An 18,299-nucleotide genomic window follows, 5' to 3' on the forward strand; every position below is an offset into this window, starting at 1 on the left:
TCAGTTCGATGACTAGCCATTGCAATTCGCTTGGACTTATCGGCTATTGATATCAATCATCATGTTGTGAGGCGGCCATGAAGCGAGAAGATCTCAACGACATGCTTTGGTTTCTGGCCGTTGCGGAAGAGCGAAGCTTTACGAAGGCGGCTGCGAAGCTCGGCACATCGCAGTCGACGATCAGCCATACGATCAAGAGGCTCGAAGCGCGATTGGGACTGCGCCTTCTGACCCGGACCACCCGCAGCGTCGTCCCGACGGAAGCGGGTGAGCGGCTCATCCGCTCGCTTGCACCTCGAATTGAAGAACTCGAAACCGAGATCGACGAACTGATGGAAATCAGGGACAAGCCGTCGGGATCTGTACGGATCACCCTATCGGACCATGCATTGCAAAGCGTCGTCTGGCCGAAACTGCGGCCGGTACTGCGGGACTATCCCGATATCAAGGTCGAGCTGAACAGCGATAACGGTTTCAGGAACATCGTCGAAGAGAAGTTCGACGCAGGCGTACGACTCGGCGAGAGCGTGGACAAGGACATGATTGCGGTCCGGATAGGGCCTGATTGGCGCCTGGTCGCCGTCGGTTCTCCCAAGTATTTCGCGGCCCGTTCGGTTCCTGAAACACCGCAGGATCTGGTCGGTCATGACTGCATCAACCATAGGCAATCGCAGTTGGGCGGATTGTACGGTTGGGAGTTTGAGAAGGGTGGCCGGGAGCTTCGGGTGCGCGTTGCTGGACAACTGACCTTCAACACCTCCTATGCAATGATCGACGCGGCCGTCAATGGCTACGGCATTGCCTATGTGCCTGAGAACCTCGTTGAGCGGGAAATTGCTTCCGGACAACTGGTGCAGATTCTCGATGACTGGACGCCGCCGTTTCCCGGATACTACCTCTACTACCCGAGCAGGCGACAGAATTCGCCGGCGTTCAAAGTTGTTGTTGAGGCACTCCGCGGCTGAGGCCATTCCGAAGGATGGTTTCTGTTCAAGGGTTGATGTCCGACGGAAGCAACGACGACACCGTCTGCTCGCCCGATGAATGGATTGCAGGGCAGAAAATGCTGCAGCCCATCTGCAGGACTGGAAACACCGGTGGCCGTGTCTGGTGCTGGTCACGACGCGGAGGTCCATCTAATTCTTCAGGACAAGCCTCACAATGATGCGTAGGCAGGAGCGCCCTCCGCCGCTGCCGGCCCATTCGGACGCATGGCTAGGGCGGAAGACTTCACCGGAATGTCAGTATTTTTGGCCTCCTCAGATGCCAACTACGTCGTTGCGCAATGTTACAATGCCGATGGCGGGCAGTGGATGAGCTGAGGTCTCGCTGGCTCGGTCTTTCCAGGTTGGAACTCCGGCCGCCCTGTCGGCGGTTTAAACCTGTTCAAGAGCAAAATATTTGCAAGTCTCCGTGCGCTCCGGCCCCCGCAATCAACAATTCCCAAACTCCCGCAGCAATTGCTCCGGGAGTTTTTTGTCGCCGAAGCCCCGGTCCCGAGGTCGCACGGCAAATGCCCGCCCAACAAATTCCGCCACCTATGTCTTAAATGCCGATCGCGTTCCTCAAACCCGCGGCCAACTGCGATACGACAACCGACGGCAACCGGAGGAGAACAGGCTTCGGATTGTATGCTGATGCCTACTTGATCCTGTTCTGCAGCCGCTGGGCCGCGTTCGGCGTGGACGATGTTGCGCGCGGTGGGGCTGCCGCGGCTTCCGCTTGCAGGAACGCGGTGATTTCGCCAAGTAGCGTGAGTTCGGTCGGGGCGTGGGCTGGATCGCCCGAAAGATTGACGGTCTCCTGCGGGTCGGTCTGAAGGTCGAACAACTCCCGCTCGCTCGATCCTCCGCTCGTATAGAGCGTCAGCTTGAAGTGCTGGTTCCGCGCCATGGTCGCCCGCATCGGTGGGTCCCAGAAACTGCCGCTGTCGTTGACGCCGGAGTTGCGGTAGGCGCAGATCGCGCTGTTGCGCCGCGTCGCATTCCGGGATGCCATGACCACCAGATCCTCGCTTTCCGGGCAGGATTGCGTATCGAGGCCCGCTGCTGCGAGGCACGTGGCCGCCACGTCGCGACCTTGCGCAAGCGCGGTAGAGCAGGTGCCGGCGTCGACGTGGCCCGGCCAACGCAGCAGTAGCGGCACTCCGACGGTCGGTTCGTAGAGTGCAACTCCCTTGACGAAAAGCCCGTGATCGCCAAGCTGGTCGCCATGGTCGGACATGAATACGACCAGCGTGTCGTCGGCCATCTCCGCTTCGTCCAGCGCCGCCAGAACGCGGCCGACCTGTACATCGAGAAAGGCTATGGAGGCGGCATAACCAAGACGGATCCTGCGGATCTCCTCCGCAGAGAAGTCCGAGAAACGTCCGAGATAGGAACCCTGCTGCTCCTGACGGACGCATCCGGGCGGTATCGTGCGCGAAACGACCGGCTCCGGGATCTTCGCCGCATCTATGCAATTTCCGAAGGTACGGGGGTAATCCTCATAGGGGTCGTGAGGGTCGAACAGGCTCATCAGGCAAAAGAAGGGCTGCCTCTCTGCTTTCATCGACTGGATGAAGGCAATGGTCCGGTCAGCCGCCCACTTGCTCATGTGCTGCGCTTCGGGGTGATGAAGTTCCTTTCGGCCATTGCGCTGGAGGGCAGCGAGGAAATCCGGCGCCGTGTCGCGAAGCCAGGCCGCATAGCCGTTGAAGGGGCTGCCGATCGAAACCGATGGCTCAAGACACCATTCGTAGATGTCGAAGCCGTCATGCGGATGCCGTTGCCGTTCTTCCTGAGTACGGCTGCTGACATGCAGCTTGCCGAAAAGCGCGGTCCGATAGCCGGCCTCCCGCCGCAGCCGTTCGGTGAACAGCACTTCGTCCGGCGGCAGGTTGTCATGCACCCGTTGGACCGCATGATCCGGCACGGGTTTGCCGGTGAAGATGCTGGCCCGGGAAGGCGTGCAGATCGGGTTGTCGACTGTGCAGTGCTCGAATACCGCTCCGGCCTGGCCCAGCCGGTCGAGGTGAGGTGTCGGGATCCAGTCGCAGCCATAGATGCCGAGCGTATCCCGACGCTGCTGGTCCGTCATGATCATCAGGATGTTGGGTCGTGTCACGATGCCACCTCGACGTTTCAGAGCATGATCTCGGGAAGGGCGATCCTGGCCTTCTCGCGCAGTGCGGAAACGACCGACGGATCGATCCAGCGATAAGGCCGACGCAGCCGGGTGCCGATCTCCGCCCATCCCCCGATTGCAGCCAGGAGCTTGTCCAACGCGGCGTTGGAATATCCGTGCACCCTGGCAAAGGGCGCTATGTGGTCATCCAGGAAGGTGCGCAGCCGCTGCTCGATATCAAGCGCCCGGTCGTTATCGTCGGCCATCGACGCAGTCCATTGTTGTGCTCCGGACGGGCTCAGGCAGGCAACGTTGGAGAACGCCCCGACCGCAACGCCCTGCTGGACACCTGTCGCAAGATGATGCCCCGGGACATAGATTCCCCACGCATCGAGATGCTTGCGGGCCTGATCGTACCAGGACGCATCGCCATCCCCAAGCTTGATACCCACGACTTGCGGTACGCCTGAAAGGATCGTCGCCAGCTCCTCCGGGGCAAAGACGCGCTTGGCATGCGGCGGCTGGTAAAGCACCAGCGGCACCGGACCGGCAGCGCCGGCGGCCATCTGCAGGAAATCGGCCGCCTCCGCGGCCGTCACCGGCCACCAGTCGGGAAGGATCACCTGGATTGCCTCCGGCTTGAGCGCCGCCGCCCGGCGTACCCGGTCCAGGGATATGCGGGGATCGGGCTGACACGCACCGATGACGAATGGCATCGCTGCAGGACTGCAGCGGTCAGCCAACACTTGTTGAATCCGGTCGAACTCCGCTTCCGTCTGGTTGTGGAATTCGCCGGCGGTGCCGTTCGAGTAGATGCCGTCCACCCTGGCGGCAATCAGTCGGTCGATCGCATTGGCCAGACGCGGGAAATCGATGGAATCGTCTTCATTGATCGGCAGCAAGAGCGTCGCCCAATTTCCGCGAATGCGGCCCCAGCGGTCATTTCGCCGCTCAAACTTCGTGGTTGCCACACTCTACCTCCCCTTTTGCTGAAGCCGAATCCATCCCAGTCGGACCCGTTCAATCGCTATCTGGAATTCATCGACTTGCCAGATATCCTACAAGTCGATATACCTCAATCATGTTGATTGTCGAAATATGCATGGAGCAGTGTTGGCCAAGCCCATAAAACCTCTGGAGCGCCCGCCGCTTCTGCATGTCAGCGTGCAGGAAAGCCTGCGCAGCTATATCGAGGACAATGACTTGACGGCCGGCGCGGCTCTGCCGCCGGAGACTTTCCTGGCGCAGCAATTGGGCGTGGGGCGCAATTCGGTTCGCGAAGCGATCAAGGCGCTGGAATCCGTCGGTATCCTCGAAACGCGGCGCGGCATTGGCGTTTTCGTCAAGGAATTCTCGTTCGCGCCGCTTCTGGACAATCTCGCCTATGGGCTGCAGGCGTCGCTGCGTGATGTGGAGGAATTGTTGGAGATCCGTCGCGTACTGGAGACGGGCCTCATCGACAAGACCATCGAAATGATCAGCGACGAGGACGTGGCCGAGCTTCGACGCCTTACCGATCGCATGCGCCAGCGCGCTGAGCGCGGCGAAAGCTTCGCCGAGGAGGACCAGCAATTTCATCAGCTTCTGTTCCGTTGCCAGAACAACAAGATGCTGAGCGCACTGATCGATATCTTCTGGTCTGCCTTCTACAAGGCTTCGGGCTTCGCAAATCTCGCAAGTCCCACGCCCCTGGCGACCTGGCAGGATCACCACGAGATTGCAGAGGCCGTGGCGGCGAGAGATGTCGAAGCGGGCCGCAAGCGCCTGAGCGCACACTATTCCGGCATCCGGAAAGTCATCGCGATCAACCGGCCCGAGGAGGTCGATCCGGTTTAGCGATAGTCGAAATATAAAGGAGGAGGAGAGCATGCATCGACGGAATTTAGGTCGCCTTCTGGCGGCGGGAGCTTTGCTTTTTGCCACGACTGCCGCAATGGTGCCCGCGACGGCCCAGGCGCAGACGGGCAAGACCATTGTCGGCGGGTTCGACGTGGGTCCAGGCGGTTTCCAGGGTAATTTCAACCCGCTGACTGCAACAGCCGGCTTCACCTGGCTTAATACCTATTTCGAGCCGCTGGTCATCTACACATCCGATTTATCGAAGCTTACAGGCGCGCTGGCTTCAGAGTTCGCCCTCGGTCAGGACAACCTGACATACACGTTCAAGCTCGCCCAGACGAACTGGCATGATGGCACGCCTTTCACCTCGGCCGACGTCAAGTTCACCCTCGAGCTTGCCAAGAATGCCGAGAGCGGCAGCATTTTTGCCGCGCGGCTTGCCGATATCGCATCGGTCGAGACGCCGGATGCGCGCACGGCAGTCGTCAAGCTCAGCAAGCCGAACTCGGCATTCCTTTCCGTTCTGTCGCAGCTGATGATGCTGCCGCAGCATGCGCTGTCGTCCGTGAACGTCAAGGAGGTCGCCAAGAGCGCGTGGTGGTCCACCAAGCCAGTCGGGACCGGTCCTTTCAAGTTCGTGAAGCATGTCAGCGATCAGTATGTCGAACTGGCTGCCTATGATGGCTATCGGGGCGGAAAGCCGAAGGCGGATCGGCTGATCAACCGCTATTTCGCCAATCCGGCGGCGGCCGTCGCGGCCCTCAGGGCAGGGGAGATCCAGTTCACCTTTGCCGAACCCGACGACGCCAAGACCTTCAAGGGCAATGGCGGTTTCCGGGTCATCGAGGGCGATTCCTATGTGGTGAACTATATCGGCTTCAATCACCGCGCCGGAATCTGGAGTGACCTTCGCGTTCGTCAGGCGGTCATGCACGCTATCGACCGAAACGCCATCGTCTCAAGCCTGTACGGGGGTGCAGCCAAACTCGCCAACTGCGGTTATGTCGCGCCGCAGCTTCTTGCGAAGGATATGGCCGATTATGCCTACAATCCGCAAAAGGCAAAGGACCTGCTGGCGGAGGCGGGCTGGGAGAAGATCAACGGCAGCAAGCCGATCCCGTGGCTGACCTACTACAATACGCCGCAGGTCGCCAACGTCATGGCGGCGGTGCAGGCCATGCTGGCGCAGGTCGGTGTCAACGTGGTTCCGCGCGCGCTCGACGTTCCGAGCTACAACGGCATCGTGCGAAGCGAAAAGTGGCAGGATTTTCCGCTGGTCTATGCGGGGCTGCAGAACGGCCCCAATCCGGGATCGCTCAATGTCGGGCTGAATGCCGCACAGATACCTCCGTCCGGCAACAATATCATGCGCGTCGAAATGCCTCCGCTGACCGATGGGTTGAATGCGGCGATGGGGGAAACCGATCCGGCCAAGGCCGACGGCAGGTGGCAGAAGGTCTGCAAGGAAATGAATACTGCGCTTCCCTGGGGGCCGATGTGGGTTGCGAGCCGCTATGGGGTCGTGTCCAGCAAGCTCAAGGACTTCTTCTGGACACCTGCTCCAGGCGGCGGCCCGTTCGTCTCCCACCCGGAAAAATGGGATCTCGCTCCGTGATGTGCCCGTAAGCCGAGATGCGGTCTGGCGGGCAAGCCCGACCGCATCTCCTGCGGACCCTGTTGGTGAAAACATGCTGCAATACATCCTTCGCCGTACGGCTGTCGGCCTGCTGATGCTGCTGGCCCTGACGGTTCTCATCTTCACGTTGCTGCGGCTGACGCCCGGCGATCCGATCGATGCCTACATCAATCCGTCTGTCCCGATTTCCGCGTCCGATCTCGAGATGCTGCGCACCCGGCTCGGTCTCGAGCGGCCGCTGCCTGTGCAATATTTCGCCTGGCTCGGCGCGGCCCTGACGGGGGATTTCGGCTATTCCATCCAGTATAACGGCGAAGCGGTGCTGCCGCTTGTCTTGAGCCGCATCGGTCCGACGATCCTGCTGATGTTCAGTGGGCTTGTCATCTCAGTGGTCGTCGGCATCGCAACCGGCATCTTTGCTGCCGTCCGCCGCAACAAGCTGGCCGATCTTTCACTTTCGACGGTGGCTTTCGTCGGAATTTCAAGTCCGGCTTTCCTGACCGCCCTGCTGGGGCTCTACGTATTCGCGGTCAATCTGCGCTGGGTGCCGGCTGGCGGCATGTCGACGCCGGGTGCGCCTTTCTCCGTCGGCGACTTGCTGGCGCACCTCATCCTGCCCGCCGCCCTGCTTTCGATCGGCCATGGCGCATTGATCATGCGCTACATGCGCTCCTCCCTGCTCGAGGTGCTTTCGCAGGACTATGTGCGCACGGCGCGCGCCAAGGGCGTCCGGGAGTTCTGGGTCATCGTCAAACATGCCGTCCGCAACGCCTTGCTGCCGGTGATCACTCTGATCGGCTCCACGATCGGCATGGCCATCGGGGGGGCGATCTTCATCGAGAGCGTGTTCGACTGGCCGGGCATGGGCCTGCTGATGGTCAACGCCGTCGTCAGGCGGGATTACCCGGTCATCATGTGCGCTACACTGCTGACCGGCGCCTGCGTCATCCTGGTCAACCTGCTCACCGACATCGCCTATGCCGCTGTCGATCCACGCATCAAGGTGGCATAAGATGGCGAGCTTGACACATGCCGGCTCCGCCGGTCCCATCCGACGCGCACTTTCCCGCTTTTTCGAGAACGGCGCGGCCGTGGTCGGTTTGGCTATCCTGATCCCGATCCTGGTCCTGACGCTCACTTACGATCTCTGGTGGCTCTACAAGCCCAACGACATCGACCTGCTGGCCATGAACCAGGGGCCGTCGGCGGCCCATTGGCTCGGCAGCGACGGCGTAGGGCGCGATATCATGGCGCGGCTGCTGCAGGGCGGGCGGATTTCGCTTCTGGTGGCGACGGTATCGATGGCGATCTCCACGTTCCTCGGTTTCTTCCTCGGGGCCATCGCCGGCTTTGCCGGACGTTTCGTGGATGGTGCCACGATGCGGCTCGTCGATCTCGCGATGACCTTGCCACCGGTTATTTTCCTCCTGGTTCTCGCCTCGATCGTCGGCAGCGGCATAATGCCGACCATCTTCGTGATTTCGCTGCTGTCGTGGCCGGTTCTCGCCCGCATGGTACGGGCCCGGCTGCTGGAATTGCGCGAGCGGGACTTCGTCGTGGCGTCCCGGGGCATGGGCGCCGGCCTCTGGCACCTGCTGATCCGGCATGGTTTGCCCAATACGATCGATATTCTCGTCGTCTACGCCACCCTGCAGGTGGCAAGTGGAATCCTGCTGGAGGCCGGTCTCTCCTTCCTGGGTCTTGGGGTCACGCCCCCGGAAGCGAGCTGGGGCAATATGCTCAATGCTGCCCGCGCCACGCATGTGCTCGAAAATTACCCCTGGCAATGGATGTTTCCGGGCGGAGCGCTCGTCTTGACCGTTCTCGCCATCAACTTCGTGGGCGATGGGCTTCGCGATGCCTTCGATCCGCGTTCCGAACTCAAGTGAAAGGTTAAACATGCCCCTCTTCACCGGCGTCATTCCGCCCGTCGTCACTCCGCTCACCACGACTTTCGGGGTGGATTATCCTTCCTTCACGCGCGTCATAGACCATCTGCTCGATGGTGGCGTGCATGGCCTGTTCGTTCTCGGCTCGACCAGCGAAGTCGTGTTCCATGACGAAGCCACGCGCCGCAGCGTCATCGAACATGCGGTCGAGCAGGTGCGCGGCCGCGTGCCCGTCCTGGTCGGCGTGATCGACCCCACAACCGAGCGCGTGATCGCTCATGCAAAGGTGGCGCAGTCGGCGGGTGCCGACGCGGTTGTCGTCACGGCGCCATTCTATGCCCGGACAAACCAGGCCGAGACCATCGATCACTTCCGCTATATCCGGGAGGCGGTCGACATGCCGGTCATCGCCTATGATATCCCCGTCTGCGTCCACACCAAGCTTGAACGCCGGACCACCGTGACGCTTGCCCGTGAAGGCACGATCGTTGGCGTCAAGGATTCGAGCGGCGACGACGGCAATCTTCGTTATGTCATGGCAGACACGGCCGATCTGCCGGATTTCTTCGTCATGACGGGATCCGAGATCGTCGCCGACAGCGTCGTGAACATGGGCGCGCACGGCATCGTTCCGGGCCTCGGGAATGTCGACCCGCACGGTTATGTCCGCCTGTGGAACCTCTGCCAGGCGGGTGATTTTGCAGGTGCGCGGCTGGAGCAGGAACGGCTGTGCCGGCTTTTCGAAATGGTCTGGGTCAGCCTGGGCCGGACCAGTGCGGGCTCGGCGGGAGTGGGGGCCTTCAAGACTGCCATGCGCAGGCTTGGGGTCATCGACACCAATGTCATGGCCCGCCCGCAACGATCCCTGAACGACCAAGAGGCGGCCGTCATCGACGGTATCCTGCGGCAAACCGGGCTTCTGGATTGACGATGAGTGCAGAGCCGATCCTCGAAATTTCTGGGCTCAAGACGGTGTTCCGCATCGGCGATCGGGAGATCGTCGCCGTGCGGGACCTCAGCCTTGCCGTGGCGACCGGAGAAACTGTGGCGCTGGTTGGCGAATCCGGCTCGGGGAAGTCGGTGACGAGTTTGTCGATCATGGGTCTTCTGCCGCGCGGCGTGGGCCGTATCGCTGCGGGTACGCTGCGGTTGAAGCGCAAGACGGGCGAGGTCGTCGAACTGCAGACTATTGGCGGCGACACCCTGCGCCGGGTGCGCGGCAATGATATCGGCATCGTCTTTCAGGAGCCGCTGACCAGCCTCAATCCGGTTTTTACGATCGGCGAACAGATTGCCGAGCCGATCCGCATCCATATGGGCAAATCCCATCGGGAGGCCTTGTCGGACGCCATCCAGGGGCTGGAGGATGTCGGCATTCCCGATCCGCGTCGACGTGCCCAGCAATATCCGCACGAACTCTCCGGCGGCATGCGGCAACGAGCGACCATTGCGATGGCGCTCGCATGCAATCCGACGCTGTTGATTGCCGACGAGCCCACGACGGCCCTCGATGTCACCATCCAGGCGCAGATCCTCGACCTGCTCGGCCGGCTGCAGAAGGAGCGTGGCATGGGCATGTTGTTCGTCACTCACAATCTCGGGGTCGTTGCCGAGGTCGCCGACCGCGTGGCCGTCATGTATGCCGGTTCGCTTGTCGAGACCGGCAGCGTGGCGCGGGTCTTCTCCCATCCGCGTCATCCCTATACCAAGGGGCTGATGCGTTCGGTGCCGCAGCTTGGAACCGCGACGCTTCTCAGGGAGGCGGGCACTCCGCTGCCGACCATCGCAGGATCGGTTCCGAGTCTCATGGACCTGCCGTCAGGCTGTCCTTTCGCTCCCCGCTGTCCCTACCGCATAGAGGCCTGCTCAGAAGCCTACCCGGCGCTGGCAGACGCCGGCGAGGGGCAGTTCAGCCGCTGCATCCGATGGCAGGAGATCTGAGCGATGTCACAGGAATTTCTCCTCGAAGTGAGCCGGCTGGGCAAGGATTTTGCCCCGGTGGCATTTGCCCGCGGACCGGTCGTCCGCGCCGTCCAGGATGTCTCCTTCAACATCAAACGCGGCGAAGTCGTCGGCCTGGTTGGAGAATCCGGCAGCGGCAAGACCACCATCGGCCGCATGGTCGCGCAACTGATCGAACCTACCTCTGGCAGTATCCGTTTTGAAGGCTCGGAAACGACGAGCCTGACGCGCCGCGAACTTCGCAGCCTGCATGCGCGGGTCCAGTATATTTTCCAGGATCCCTTCGCCAGCCTCTCGCCGCGGATGACGATCGGCGAGATCCTCGCGGAAGGGCTGGATATCCAGCGGATCGGCAGCAGGTCGGAACGGGCCTCAAAAGCCGCCCAGGCCCTCGCCTCGGTAGATCTGCCGCCGGATGCGATTTCCCGCTACCCGCACGAGTTTTCCGGCGGCCAGCGCCAGCGCATCGGCATCGCCCGGGCGCTGACGCTTGCGCCTGAGCTGATCGTCGCCGATGAACCGGTGTCGGCGCTCGACGTGTCGATCCAGGCGCAGATCGTCAATCTGCTGCGCGATCTGCAGATGCGGCTCGGCCTGACTATGCTGTTCATCGCGCACGATCTCGCGGTGGTCGAATATGTCGCCGATACGGTAATCGTGCTCTATCTCGGGCGGATCATGGAAATGGCGCCGAGCCGCGAGCTTTATGCCAGCCCGCAGCATCCATACACGCGCGCCCTGCTTTCGGCTGTTCCGTCGCCCGACCCCTCGCGGCACGCGAACCGGCAGATCCTCAAAGGCGACATCCCAAGCCCCGCCAATCCCCCAAGCGGCTGCGTCTTTCGCACCCGTTGCCCGGTTGCGATCGAAGCCTGTGCGGGCGTCGTGCCGCCACTTAGGGAAGGGACGAAAGGACACTTCAAGGCCTGCATCCGGGACGATTTGGGTTGATCCGGCAGAACGACGTTGTTGCGCGCAATGAAAAGCATGCTTTCGAACTGGCCGTAAGCCCTATCCGGGCCGCCGCACCGCGCGCACCTTGCCGCTGCTGCCGCCGCCGCAGAAAAATTGGCCGGCGCCATCGGATTCCAGACCCGATACTCCCAGTCCCAGCGGCATTTCGAGCGTTTCCAGCATGTTTCCCGTTTGCGGATCGATGCGCCTCACTTCGCCCTCGTCGCCTTCCCAGACGCCGTGCCAGAGCTCGCCGTCGACCCAGGTGACGCCGGTGACGACGCGATTGGACTCGATGGTACGAAGGATCTTGCCCGTATCGGGATCGACCTGATGGATCTTTCGGCCGCGATATTCGCCGACCCAGAGGGTTCCTTCGGCCCAGGCGAGCCCGGAATCGCCGCCATTCCCGGGTGCCGGGATCGTGGCGAGCACGCGGCCCGTCTTCGGGTCGATCTTCTGGATGCGATCTTCGGCGATCTGAAACAGGTGCTCGCCATCGAAGGCAGTCCCCGCATGCGCGGCGACATCGATCGATCGCACCGTCTCGCCGCTCGCCGGATCGAGGGCGTTCAGCTTGTCTCCCGAGGCAAACCAGACATGCCGGCCATCGAAGGTGACGCCATGCACGTCATTTATCCCAGGGAAGGGCCCGTATTCTCGGATTATTTCGGCTTGAGATTCTTTCATGCGCTCATCCTAGTCGTTCGGAAGCGGACTTGGGAGTAACAAGATTGTCGGGAACCCCGGTACGGAGGGAGCCATCCACCGGCGCGCCCGCCCCTGGCCGAACCATTGCACCTTGCCGGCCGCCAAAAGCTGGTCCAGCGCCCGCTGCACGGTGCGGGAACTGGCGCCAAGCGCGATCGCCAGCGCCGAGCTGGACCAGGCCTCGCCGTCGGCAAGAAAGGCGAGCACCGCCGCATGCTGCTCGTCCACAGGCGGCGCCAGTACGACGACTGCTCCATCTCCAAGCGGCGACAGCGCAAAACCTCTCTTCGTCGCAGTGACATTCGCCAGCGTCTGAAGCTCGAGGCGCAGCCGGCCAATTTCCACCCGCAGCCGGGCGCGATGCGATTCATCCGCGTGCCTGGCTCGAAAGGTGCGGTAGAGCAGCGTGGTTCTCGGCACGTCGCCCGGCCAGGCCTCACCCAGGGCGCGGGCAAGCGCGAACAATATCGGCCGCGACGAGAGCGCTACCTGCGTGTCGCCGATCCGCACGACGTTGCGGCATGCATCCACCACGAGCGCGCCCGAGGCGAGGACCGTTTCGACTTCCTCCAGCAGGATCGGACGTTCGATCCCCCGCGCCACCAGCCGCGCCGCAGGCGTTTCCAGGACAAGCGCCGCGCTTTCGACCTCTGCGGTCAGCGGGGGAATGTCGGCTTCCCGCGCTGCCTGCCCTGCGCGCGCGAGCGCGGCGCGGGCCGCCTTTATCCGCAAGCGCCGGAGCGCGACGCCTGCGACGACCAGTTCATACGCAGCTCTCGATGCGGGCGGAAGCGGAGGTGGGTCGAAGGCGGCGAGCCTAAGCTCGGCCTCGTCGAGGCGGCCGATCAGCAGCAGGCGCCGGACCTCCAGAGTGAACGCATGTGCGGCGTTTACCCTGTCACCATGCGCTTCGAGTGTTGCCCGTGCGGCGTCGAGGGCCTTTACCGGCCAGGCAAGATCGCGGGAGACGAGCGCGATCTCCGCCTCTGCGACGACACATCTTGCGCGCGCCATCGTCTCCTTGGGGCCGAACGCACGAGTGGCACGCTTGAGCAGGGCCTTTGCGCGGACGAGATCGCCGAGCTGCGCCATGGCGATGCCTCGGAGGGCGAGCGCAGCCGCGTCGTCGCGCAGGGCCACCCGTTTCAATGCGCCAAGGGGATCACCCGAGGCGAGCGCACGCGCCGCGGCGGTGATCAGCGAGTCCATCGGAATCCCGTCACACTTGTCACTCTCACCATTCGATATCCGGCCCTAGTCTATCCCTCGACCATCAAGCTGCATTCCAACAAACAGGAGGTTGATATGCAAAATCAAGTCGTTTCGCCGGAAGAATGGTTGAAGGCTCGCCTTGATCTGCTCGCTGCGGAGAAGGAATTCACGCGTCAACGGGATGCGCTGACCCGCCGCCGGATGGCGATGCCCTGGGAAAGGGTCGAAAAACCCTATCAGTTCGAGGGACCGGATGGCGAGCTTTCGCTGGCGGATCTTTTCGACGGCCGTTCGCAACTGATCGTCTATCATTTCATGTTCGGCCCCGATTGGCAGGAGGCATGCAAGTCATGTTCGTTCTGGGCCGATAATTTCAACGGCATCCCGGTTCATCTCAACCATCGCGACGTGACCTTCGTCGCCATTTCGCGGGCTCCGCTTGCCAAGCTCGACGCCTACAAGAAACGCATGGGTTGGAACTTCCCGTGGTTCTCTTCACATGGCAGCGATTTCAATTTCGACTATCAGGTGTCGGTGAGGCCGGAAGATCTCCCCAAGGGCGTGGCCTATTACAATTACAAGGTCCAGCCGAGCAACGCTTCCGAAGAAGTGGGCATCAGCGTCTTCTACCGGGATGAGAGCGGCGAGGTGTTCCACACCTATTCCTGTTACTCGCGCGGCGTCGACATGCTCAACGGCGCCTACCATTTTCTGGATCTCGTGCCGAAGGGCCGCGATGAGGACGAATTCCGGTTCCCGATGGCGTGGCTGCGCCGGCACGACCAGTATTGAGGCAGCCTTTGGCCCGTCTCGACAGGAGCCGGAGCCGACGACAGTCGATCCGGCCCAGGCAACTAACCTTCTGACATACCGGCATTTCACGGCCGCGCGCAGGCGACAGCATTGCCGCGTGGCTTGCTGCCGGACACCCAAAAATGGAGACGAAGATGACCAATATTCAATATCGATGGGTAATCGTGGCGGCTGGCGGCCTGCTTGGCTGCCTCGCTATCGGAGCGATGTTTTCCCTGCCCGTTTTCCTCCTGCCCATCGCGCGCGACACCGGATGGTCGGTCACCGGCGTCTCGAGTGCGATGACCATAGGTTTTGTCGCGATGGCATTCGCCAGCATCGCATGGGGCAGCCTGTTCGATCGGTGGGGGCCGCGTCCCATCGTTTTTGCCGGCTCGGTCCTGCTTGCCGCCAGTCTTGCGTCGGCAAGCCTGACGACATCGCTGGTGGCCTTCCAGCTCATCTTCGGGCTTGCCGTCGGCACCGCGATCGCGGCAATCTTCGCACCGATGATGGCCTGCGTCACCGGCTGGTTCGACACGCATCGAAGCCTCGCGGTCTCGCTGGTTTCAGCCGGCATGGGCATGGCGCCGATGACCATGTCGCCCTTCGCGGCGTGGCTCGTGTCGATCTACGACTGGAGAACATCGCTGCAGATCATCGCCATACTCGTGGCCGTCGTGATGATCCCGGTTTCTTTCCTCGTCCGGCGTGCCCCGGCTCCGAAAGAAAGCGATGCCGCTGCCCCCGCCGACGGCGAACTTCAGCCGTCCATGTCGACGGCGCAGGTGTTGAGATCGCCCCAGTTCATCATCCTGCTGCTTACCAATTTCTTCTGCTGCGCCACCCATTCAGGCCCGATCTTCCACACCGTGAGCTATGCGGTGACCTGCGGCATTCCGATGATAGCGGCCGTTTCGATCTATAGCATCGAAGGACTGGCGGGCATGGGCGGGCGTATCGTCTTCGGCATCCTTGGAGACCGTTTCGGCGCCAAGCAGGTTCTCGTTCTCGGCCTGCTGGTCCAGGCTTTCGGGGCGCTGGCCTATGTTTTCGCGCAGGGGCTCGGATCGTTTTATACGGTCGCTGCCCTGTTCGGCTTCATCTACGCCGGCGTCATGCCGCTTTACGCGGTGATCGCCCGTGAGAATTTCCCGATGCGGATGATGGGCACCGTGATCGGCGGAACGGCAATGGCCGGCGGTCTGGGCATGGCGACCGGCCCTCTGGCCGGAGGACTGATCTACGACACGCTCGCGAGCTACACCTGGCTCTATGTCGGCTCCTGGGGGATCGGCATCGGCGCCTTCCTGATCGCCTTGACCTTCAAGCCTTTTCCGAAGGCTCAACGGGCGGTGCCGGCCCTCGACGCCGCCTGATGCCCCGGCGAGCAGCAGTGATCCCGACGAGGCAAAGGCAGCGCGGGATATCGGCTGCGAGGAGATTAAAGACCCTGCTGCGGGTTTTGCGAAGACGGCGCCTTGTTTTTTGCGATCAGCGTTCTCTATAGATGGGGACGGCGAGGTTTTTTCCGAATGCAAAGCAATGAGATCGCGGCTCTGGTCAATCGCGTGGCGATGGGTGATCGCAAAGCGTTCGCGTCGTTGTATAATGCGACGAGCCCGAAACTATTTTCGATCTGTCTGCGTATCTTGAAAGACAGGGCCGACGCGGAAGAAGCGCTCCAGGAAATCTATGTCAGGATATGGCAGCGCTCCAGGACTTTTGCCGTGGATACCGGTTCGCCCCTTGCCTGGTTGGCGGCGATCGCGCGCAACCACGCGATCGACATCCTCCGGGCCAGGAAGCCTGTGACAGAGGACCTTGACGATGCTTACGACCTTGCCGACGACGGCACGCTCGACCCCGAACAGCAGGTGGCCAATGCGGATGAAGGCCGTCGCATCGACAGGTGCATGGAGGAGCTCGACTCTGCGCATGCGCGTGCGGTTCGACGTGCCTATGTGGAAGGTTTGAGTTATCTTGAACTGGCGGAAGAATTGAAGGTGCCGTTGAATACGGTGCGCACGTGGCTGCGCCGGAGCCTTCTGAAATTGAGAGAGTGCATGGAGCGATGACGTCGGGCGAACAAAGTCAGGGCAGGCGGCCGCAGGACGAGATCCTGGCCGGCGAGTATGTGCTCGGCGTCCTGTCGCTCGAGGCCCGCCGCGCCGTGGAGCAGCGCATCGCCAATGACCGCGCTTTTGCCCGGATCGTCGAACGGTGGCAGGCGGACCTCGCCTCATTCAACGACGACTATGAGGACGTGGCGCCGAGCCAGGCGATTTTCGGCCGGATCGAAACGCGGCTCTTCGGGCCCGCCCGGGTTGCCCCATCCTCATGGGGTCTGTGGAATTCCGCGCTGTTCTGGCGACGGCTCTCATTTGCCACGACGGCGGTTGCGGTGGCTGCCGTCGTCTATGCATCGGGCGTGATCCCACGTCCGCAGGGATCTGCGCCGCTGGTGGCGGAATTATCCTCGACCGATAGCCAGATCAACCTGCTTGCCTCCTACGATACCGGAAACGGGCGTTTGCGGATCGTGCCGGTCGCGGCCGGCGGGCGCGAAGAGAAGTCGCTGGAGCTCTGGCTGGTGCCCGAAAGCGGCAAAACACTATCTCTCGGCGTCTTCGAGCCGGATCAGACAGGAGAGCTCGTGATACCTGCCGATCTGCGTCGCAATCTGACCGAGGGCGCGACGCTTGCCGTCAGCCTCGAACCGCTCGGCGGCTCGCCGACCGGCGTAGCAACCGGTCCTGTCATAGCGAGCGGCGCCGTGCGCAGGCCCTGACGCCGAAGCTGAAGATCACGCCGCAGTCTCGCCGATATCCCAATAGAGCCCGGCCATCATAGCCAGCCCTTCGCGGACGATCGAGATCGGCAGGTGTTCGTTCGGCGCGTGCTGCAGGCAGCCCGGGTAGGAATGCGGGATCCAGATGGTTGGGAGGCCGAGCAGATCCGAAAAAATGTTGTTCGGCAGCGAGCCGCCGAGATTAGGCAGGATCGCCGGTGGCGCGCCGACGGTTTTTTCAATCGAAGCGGCAACGCGTCTGACCCATGGATGATCCGGATCGAGACGGCTGGCGGGGAAAATCGCGTCCGTCGGATCCTTGACCACGACGCGGTCGTAACCTGCATCCTTCAGCGCTTTGCGGACGGCCGGGACGACCGCATCCGGATCGACGCCGACCGGGAAGCGAAGCTGCATGCGGGCGCGGGCTTTCGGCGGGATGGCATAGAGCGGCTGGGCGAGGTTGCCGCATTCCATCTCCATCACCTCGAAGGAACTCCAGGCAAACACCTTCTCCTCCGGCGTCAGGCCGGGCTCGCCCCACCAGGGCTCGATCGGCGGATCGCCGGCCGCGGGCGTGATGTGGCAGTGCTTCAGTGCTGCACGGACGTTTTCCGGGATCGACCCCGGCGTCATCTCGGGCACCTTGATCTGGCCGGTGCGACCGACCAGCGCGGTGATCGCGTGGCAGAGTTCGATGCCGGGATTGGAGAGGAGGCCGCCCCAGTTGCCGGAATGCTGAAAACTTTCGCGGGCATCGATCTCCAGGTGGAAGGACATGCCGCCGCGGGCGCCGAGGAAGATGGTCGGGCGGTCGAGCGCGAGGCGCGGGCCGTCCGAGGCGATGAAGACGTCCGCCTTCAGCTCGTCCCGATGCGCGGCGCACATTTCCTCCAGCCCCAGCGATCCGGATTCCTCGCCCATCTCGATCAGGTATTTGAGGTTGAAGCCGAGCGAACCCTTTGTCGCGAGCAGCGCTTCGACGGCGGCGAGGTTCACGGCATGCTGGCCCTTGTTGTCGGCCGTGCCGCGGCCATACCAGGCGCCGTTCCTTTCGGTCATCTCGAAGGGCGAGAGGCCTGTCTCCCATTGGCCGTGGAGACCTGCGACGACATCGCCGTGGCCGTATTGCAGGACGGTGGTGAAGTTCAGGTCTTCGATGCGTTCGGCAAGCAGAAACGGGCCAGGTGCCGTATCGTTCTCGTAGATTTTGGTGGTGAAGCCGAGCCGCTCGAAAAAGGGGTGCATGTCCTCGGTGACATAACGCCAGAGATCCGGCTTGTTGGCGGCGACGCGGCTGGCGGACGGGATCGCCACGCGCCGGCGCAAGGTTTCTTCGAAGGAACCGTCATCGAGATAACCGACGGCGTTGTCTATCGTTGCTTGGCGGGAGACGGTCGTCATGGGG

General features: G+C 62.3%; 17 protein-coding genes and 1 pseudogene. 13 read left to right on the plus strand and 5 right to left on the minus strand.

What is annotated here, in order from left to right; genetic code table 11:
• Window positions 1–77: 77 nt before the first annotated feature.
• Together C5L10_RS29610 and C5L10_RS34595 are read left to right on the plus strand one after the other, a co-directional pair.
• Window positions 78–965, plus strand: coding sequence for a LysR family transcriptional regulator (locus C5L10_RS29610; protein ID WP_105432600.1), 888 nt, complete (start codon window positions 78–80; stop codon window positions 963–965).
• Window positions 966–1,193: 228 nt separating this feature from the next.
• Window positions 1,194–1,322: pseudogene (locus tag C5L10_RS34595) on the plus strand (L-iditol 2-dehydrogenase); the annotation flags it as partial.
• Window positions 1,323–1,641: 319 nt separating this feature from the next.
• Here C5L10_RS34595 and C5L10_RS29620 read toward each other — a convergent pair.
• A complete protein-coding gene (locus C5L10_RS29620) occupies window positions 1,642–3,105 on the minus strand; it encodes a sulfatase (RefSeq protein WP_172717256.1) in 1,464 nt (487 codons plus the stop codon).
• Between the two features lie 17 nt (window positions 3,106–3,122).
• Complete coding sequence (locus C5L10_RS29625) at window positions 3,123–4,076, minus strand: dihydrodipicolinate synthase family protein (protein ID WP_245448290.1); 954 nt, start codon at window positions 4,074–4,076, stop codon at window positions 3,123–3,125.
• A 127-nt stretch (window positions 4,077–4,203) separates the two neighbouring features.
• On the opposite strand from C5L10_RS29625, the gene C5L10_RS29630 reads away from it, so the two are divergent.
• From C5L10_RS29630 to C5L10_RS29660, 7 genes are all read left to right on the plus strand, one after another.
• The gene (locus C5L10_RS29630) at window positions 4,204–4,941 is read left to right on the plus strand and encodes a FadR/GntR family transcriptional regulator (protein ID WP_105432602.1); all 738 of its coding nucleotides are present in this window, start codon (window positions 4,204–4,206) and stop codon (window positions 4,939–4,941) included.
• A 31-nt stretch (window positions 4,942–4,972) separates the two neighbouring features.
• Window positions 4,973–6,559 (plus strand): ABC transporter substrate-binding protein, encoded by a 1,587-nt coding sequence (locus C5L10_RS29635; protein WP_105432603.1) that lies wholly within the window; start codon window positions 4,973–4,975, stop codon window positions 6,557–6,559.
• Window positions 6,560–6,632: 73 nt separating this feature from the next.
• On the plus strand, window positions 6,633–7,592 hold the full coding sequence (locus C5L10_RS29640; protein WP_105432604.1) for an ABC transporter permease: 960 nt from the start codon (window positions 6,633–6,635) through the stop codon (window positions 7,590–7,592).
• Window positions 7,558–8,469: an ABC transporter permease gene (locus C5L10_RS29645; protein ID WP_205837110.1), complete on the plus strand. Its 912-nt coding sequence runs from the start codon at window positions 7,558–7,560 to the stop codon at window positions 8,467–8,469. Before C5L10_RS29640 ends, C5L10_RS29645 begins: the two co-directional genes overlap by 35 nt.
• 10 nt (window positions 8,470–8,479) lie before the next feature.
• Window positions 8,480–9,397, plus strand: coding sequence for a dihydrodipicolinate synthase family protein (locus tag C5L10_RS29650; protein WP_105432606.1), 918 nt, complete (start codon window positions 8,480–8,482; stop codon window positions 9,395–9,397).
• Window positions 9,398–9,399: 2 nt separating this feature from the next.
• On the plus strand, window positions 9,400–10,410 hold the full coding sequence (locus tag C5L10_RS29655) for an ABC transporter ATP-binding protein (protein WP_105432607.1): 1,011 nt from the start codon (window positions 9,400–9,402) through the stop codon (window positions 10,408–10,410).
• Between the two features lie 3 nt (window positions 10,411–10,413).
• Window positions 10,414–11,382: an ABC transporter ATP-binding protein gene (locus C5L10_RS29660; RefSeq protein ID WP_105432608.1), complete on the plus strand. Its 969-nt coding sequence runs from the start codon at window positions 10,414–10,416 to the stop codon at window positions 11,380–11,382.
• Between the two features lie 60 nt (window positions 11,383–11,442).
• Here C5L10_RS29660 and C5L10_RS29665 read toward each other — a convergent pair whose 3' ends face one another.
• Together C5L10_RS29665 and C5L10_RS29670 are read right to left on the minus strand one after the other, a co-directional pair.
• Window positions 11,443–12,075 (minus strand): PQQ-binding-like beta-propeller repeat protein, encoded by a 633-nt coding sequence (locus tag C5L10_RS29665; protein WP_105432609.1) that lies wholly within the window; start codon window positions 12,073–12,075, stop codon window positions 11,443–11,445.
• Between the two features lie 9 nt (window positions 12,076–12,084).
• The gene (locus C5L10_RS29670; protein WP_105432610.1) at window positions 12,085–13,305 is read right to left on the minus strand and encodes a helix-turn-helix domain-containing protein; all 1,221 of its coding nucleotides are present in this window, start codon (window positions 13,303–13,305) and stop codon (window positions 12,085–12,087) included.
• A gap of 96 nt (window positions 13,306–13,401) precedes the next feature.
• On the opposite strand from C5L10_RS29670, the gene C5L10_RS29675 reads away from it, so the two are divergent.
• The 4 genes from C5L10_RS29675 to C5L10_RS29690 all read left to right on the plus strand — a co-directional run bounded on the left by C5L10_RS29675 (window position 13,402) and on the right by C5L10_RS29690 (window position 16,891).
• A complete protein-coding gene (locus C5L10_RS29675; RefSeq protein ID WP_105432611.1) occupies window positions 13,402–14,100 on the plus strand; it encodes a thioredoxin family protein in 699 nt (232 codons plus the stop codon).
• Between the two features lie 155 nt (window positions 14,101–14,255).
• Window positions 14,256–15,479 (plus strand): MFS transporter, encoded by a 1,224-nt coding sequence (locus C5L10_RS29680; protein ID WP_105432612.1) that lies wholly within the window; start codon window positions 14,256–14,258, stop codon window positions 15,477–15,479.
• Between the two features lie 156 nt (window positions 15,480–15,635).
• Window positions 15,636–16,178, plus strand: a complete 543-nt coding sequence (locus C5L10_RS29685; protein ID WP_046637969.1) for a sigma-70 family RNA polymerase sigma factor — start codon at window positions 15,636–15,638, stop codon at window positions 16,176–16,178.
• Window positions 16,175–16,891, plus strand: coding sequence for an anti-sigma factor domain-containing protein (locus tag C5L10_RS29690; protein WP_105432613.1), 717 nt, complete (start codon window positions 16,175–16,177; stop codon window positions 16,889–16,891). Before C5L10_RS29685 ends, C5L10_RS29690 begins: the two co-directional genes overlap by 4 nt.
• 15 nt (window positions 16,892–16,906) lie before the next feature.
• On the opposite strand, the gene C5L10_RS29695 is transcribed toward C5L10_RS29690, so the two are convergent.
• On the minus strand, window positions 16,907–18,295 hold the full coding sequence (locus tag C5L10_RS29695; protein ID WP_105432614.1) for a M20 family metallopeptidase: 1,389 nt from the start codon (window positions 18,293–18,295) through the stop codon (window positions 16,907–16,909).
• Window positions 18,296–18,299 lie beyond the last annotated feature (4 nt).

It is taken from the genome of Neorhizobium sp. T6_25 (assembly GCF_002968555.1).
Lineage (GTDB): Bacteria > Pseudomonadota > Alphaproteobacteria > Rhizobiales > Rhizobiaceae > Neorhizobium.

What these genes read in the sequence shown, in the direction of transcription:
- C5L10_RS29610 (WP_105432600.1), top strand. Translation starts at nt 78, where the DNA reads ATGAAGCGAGAAGATCTCAACGACATGCTTTGGTTTCTGGCCGTTGCG.
- C5L10_RS29630 (WP_105432602.1), top strand. Translation starts at nt 4,204, where the DNA reads ATGCATGGAGCAGTGTTGGCCAAGCCCATAAAACCTCTGGAGCGCCCG.
- C5L10_RS29635 (WP_105432603.1), top strand. Translation starts at nt 4,973, where the DNA reads ATGCATCGACGGAATTTAGGTCGCCTTCTGGCGGCGGGAGCTTTGCTT.
- C5L10_RS29640 (WP_105432604.1), top strand. Translation starts at nt 6,633, where the DNA reads ATGCTGCAATACATCCTTCGCCGTACGGCTGTCGGCCTGCTGATGCTG.
- C5L10_RS29645 (WP_205837110.1), top strand. Translation starts at nt 7,558, where the DNA reads ATGCCGCTGTCGATCCACGCATCAAGGTGGCATAAGATGGCGAGCTTG.
- C5L10_RS29650 (WP_105432606.1), top strand. Translation starts at nt 8,480, where the DNA reads ATGCCCCTCTTCACCGGCGTCATTCCGCCCGTCGTCACTCCGCTCACC.
- C5L10_RS29655 (WP_105432607.1), top strand. Translation starts at nt 9,400, where the DNA reads ATGAGTGCAGAGCCGATCCTCGAAATTTCTGGGCTCAAGACGGTGTTC.
- C5L10_RS29660 (WP_105432608.1), top strand. Translation starts at nt 10,414, where the DNA reads ATGTCACAGGAATTTCTCCTCGAAGTGAGCCGGCTGGGCAAGGATTTT.
- C5L10_RS29665 (WP_105432609.1), bottom strand. Translation starts at nt 12,075, where the DNA reads ATGAAAGAATCTCAAGCCGAAATAATCCGAGAATACGGGCCCTTCCCT.
- C5L10_RS29670 (WP_105432610.1), bottom strand. Translation starts at nt 13,305, where the DNA reads ATGGACTCGCTGATCACCGCCGCGGCGCGTGCGCTCGCCTCGGGTGAT.
- C5L10_RS29675 (WP_105432611.1), top strand. Translation starts at nt 13,402, where the DNA reads ATGCAAAATCAAGTCGTTTCGCCGGAAGAATGGTTGAAGGCTCGCCTT.
- C5L10_RS29680 (WP_105432612.1), top strand. Translation starts at nt 14,256, where the DNA reads ATGACCAATATTCAATATCGATGGGTAATCGTGGCGGCTGGCGGCCTG.
- C5L10_RS29685 (WP_046637969.1), top strand. Translation starts at nt 15,636, where the DNA reads ATGCAAAGCAATGAGATCGCGGCTCTGGTCAATCGCGTGGCGATGGGT.
- C5L10_RS29690 (WP_105432613.1), top strand. Translation starts at nt 16,175, where the DNA reads ATGACGTCGGGCGAACAAAGTCAGGGCAGGCGGCCGCAGGACGAGATC.
- C5L10_RS29695 (WP_105432614.1), bottom strand. Translation starts at nt 18,295, where the DNA reads ATGACGACCGTCTCCCGCCAAGCAACGATAGACAACGCCGTCGGTTAT.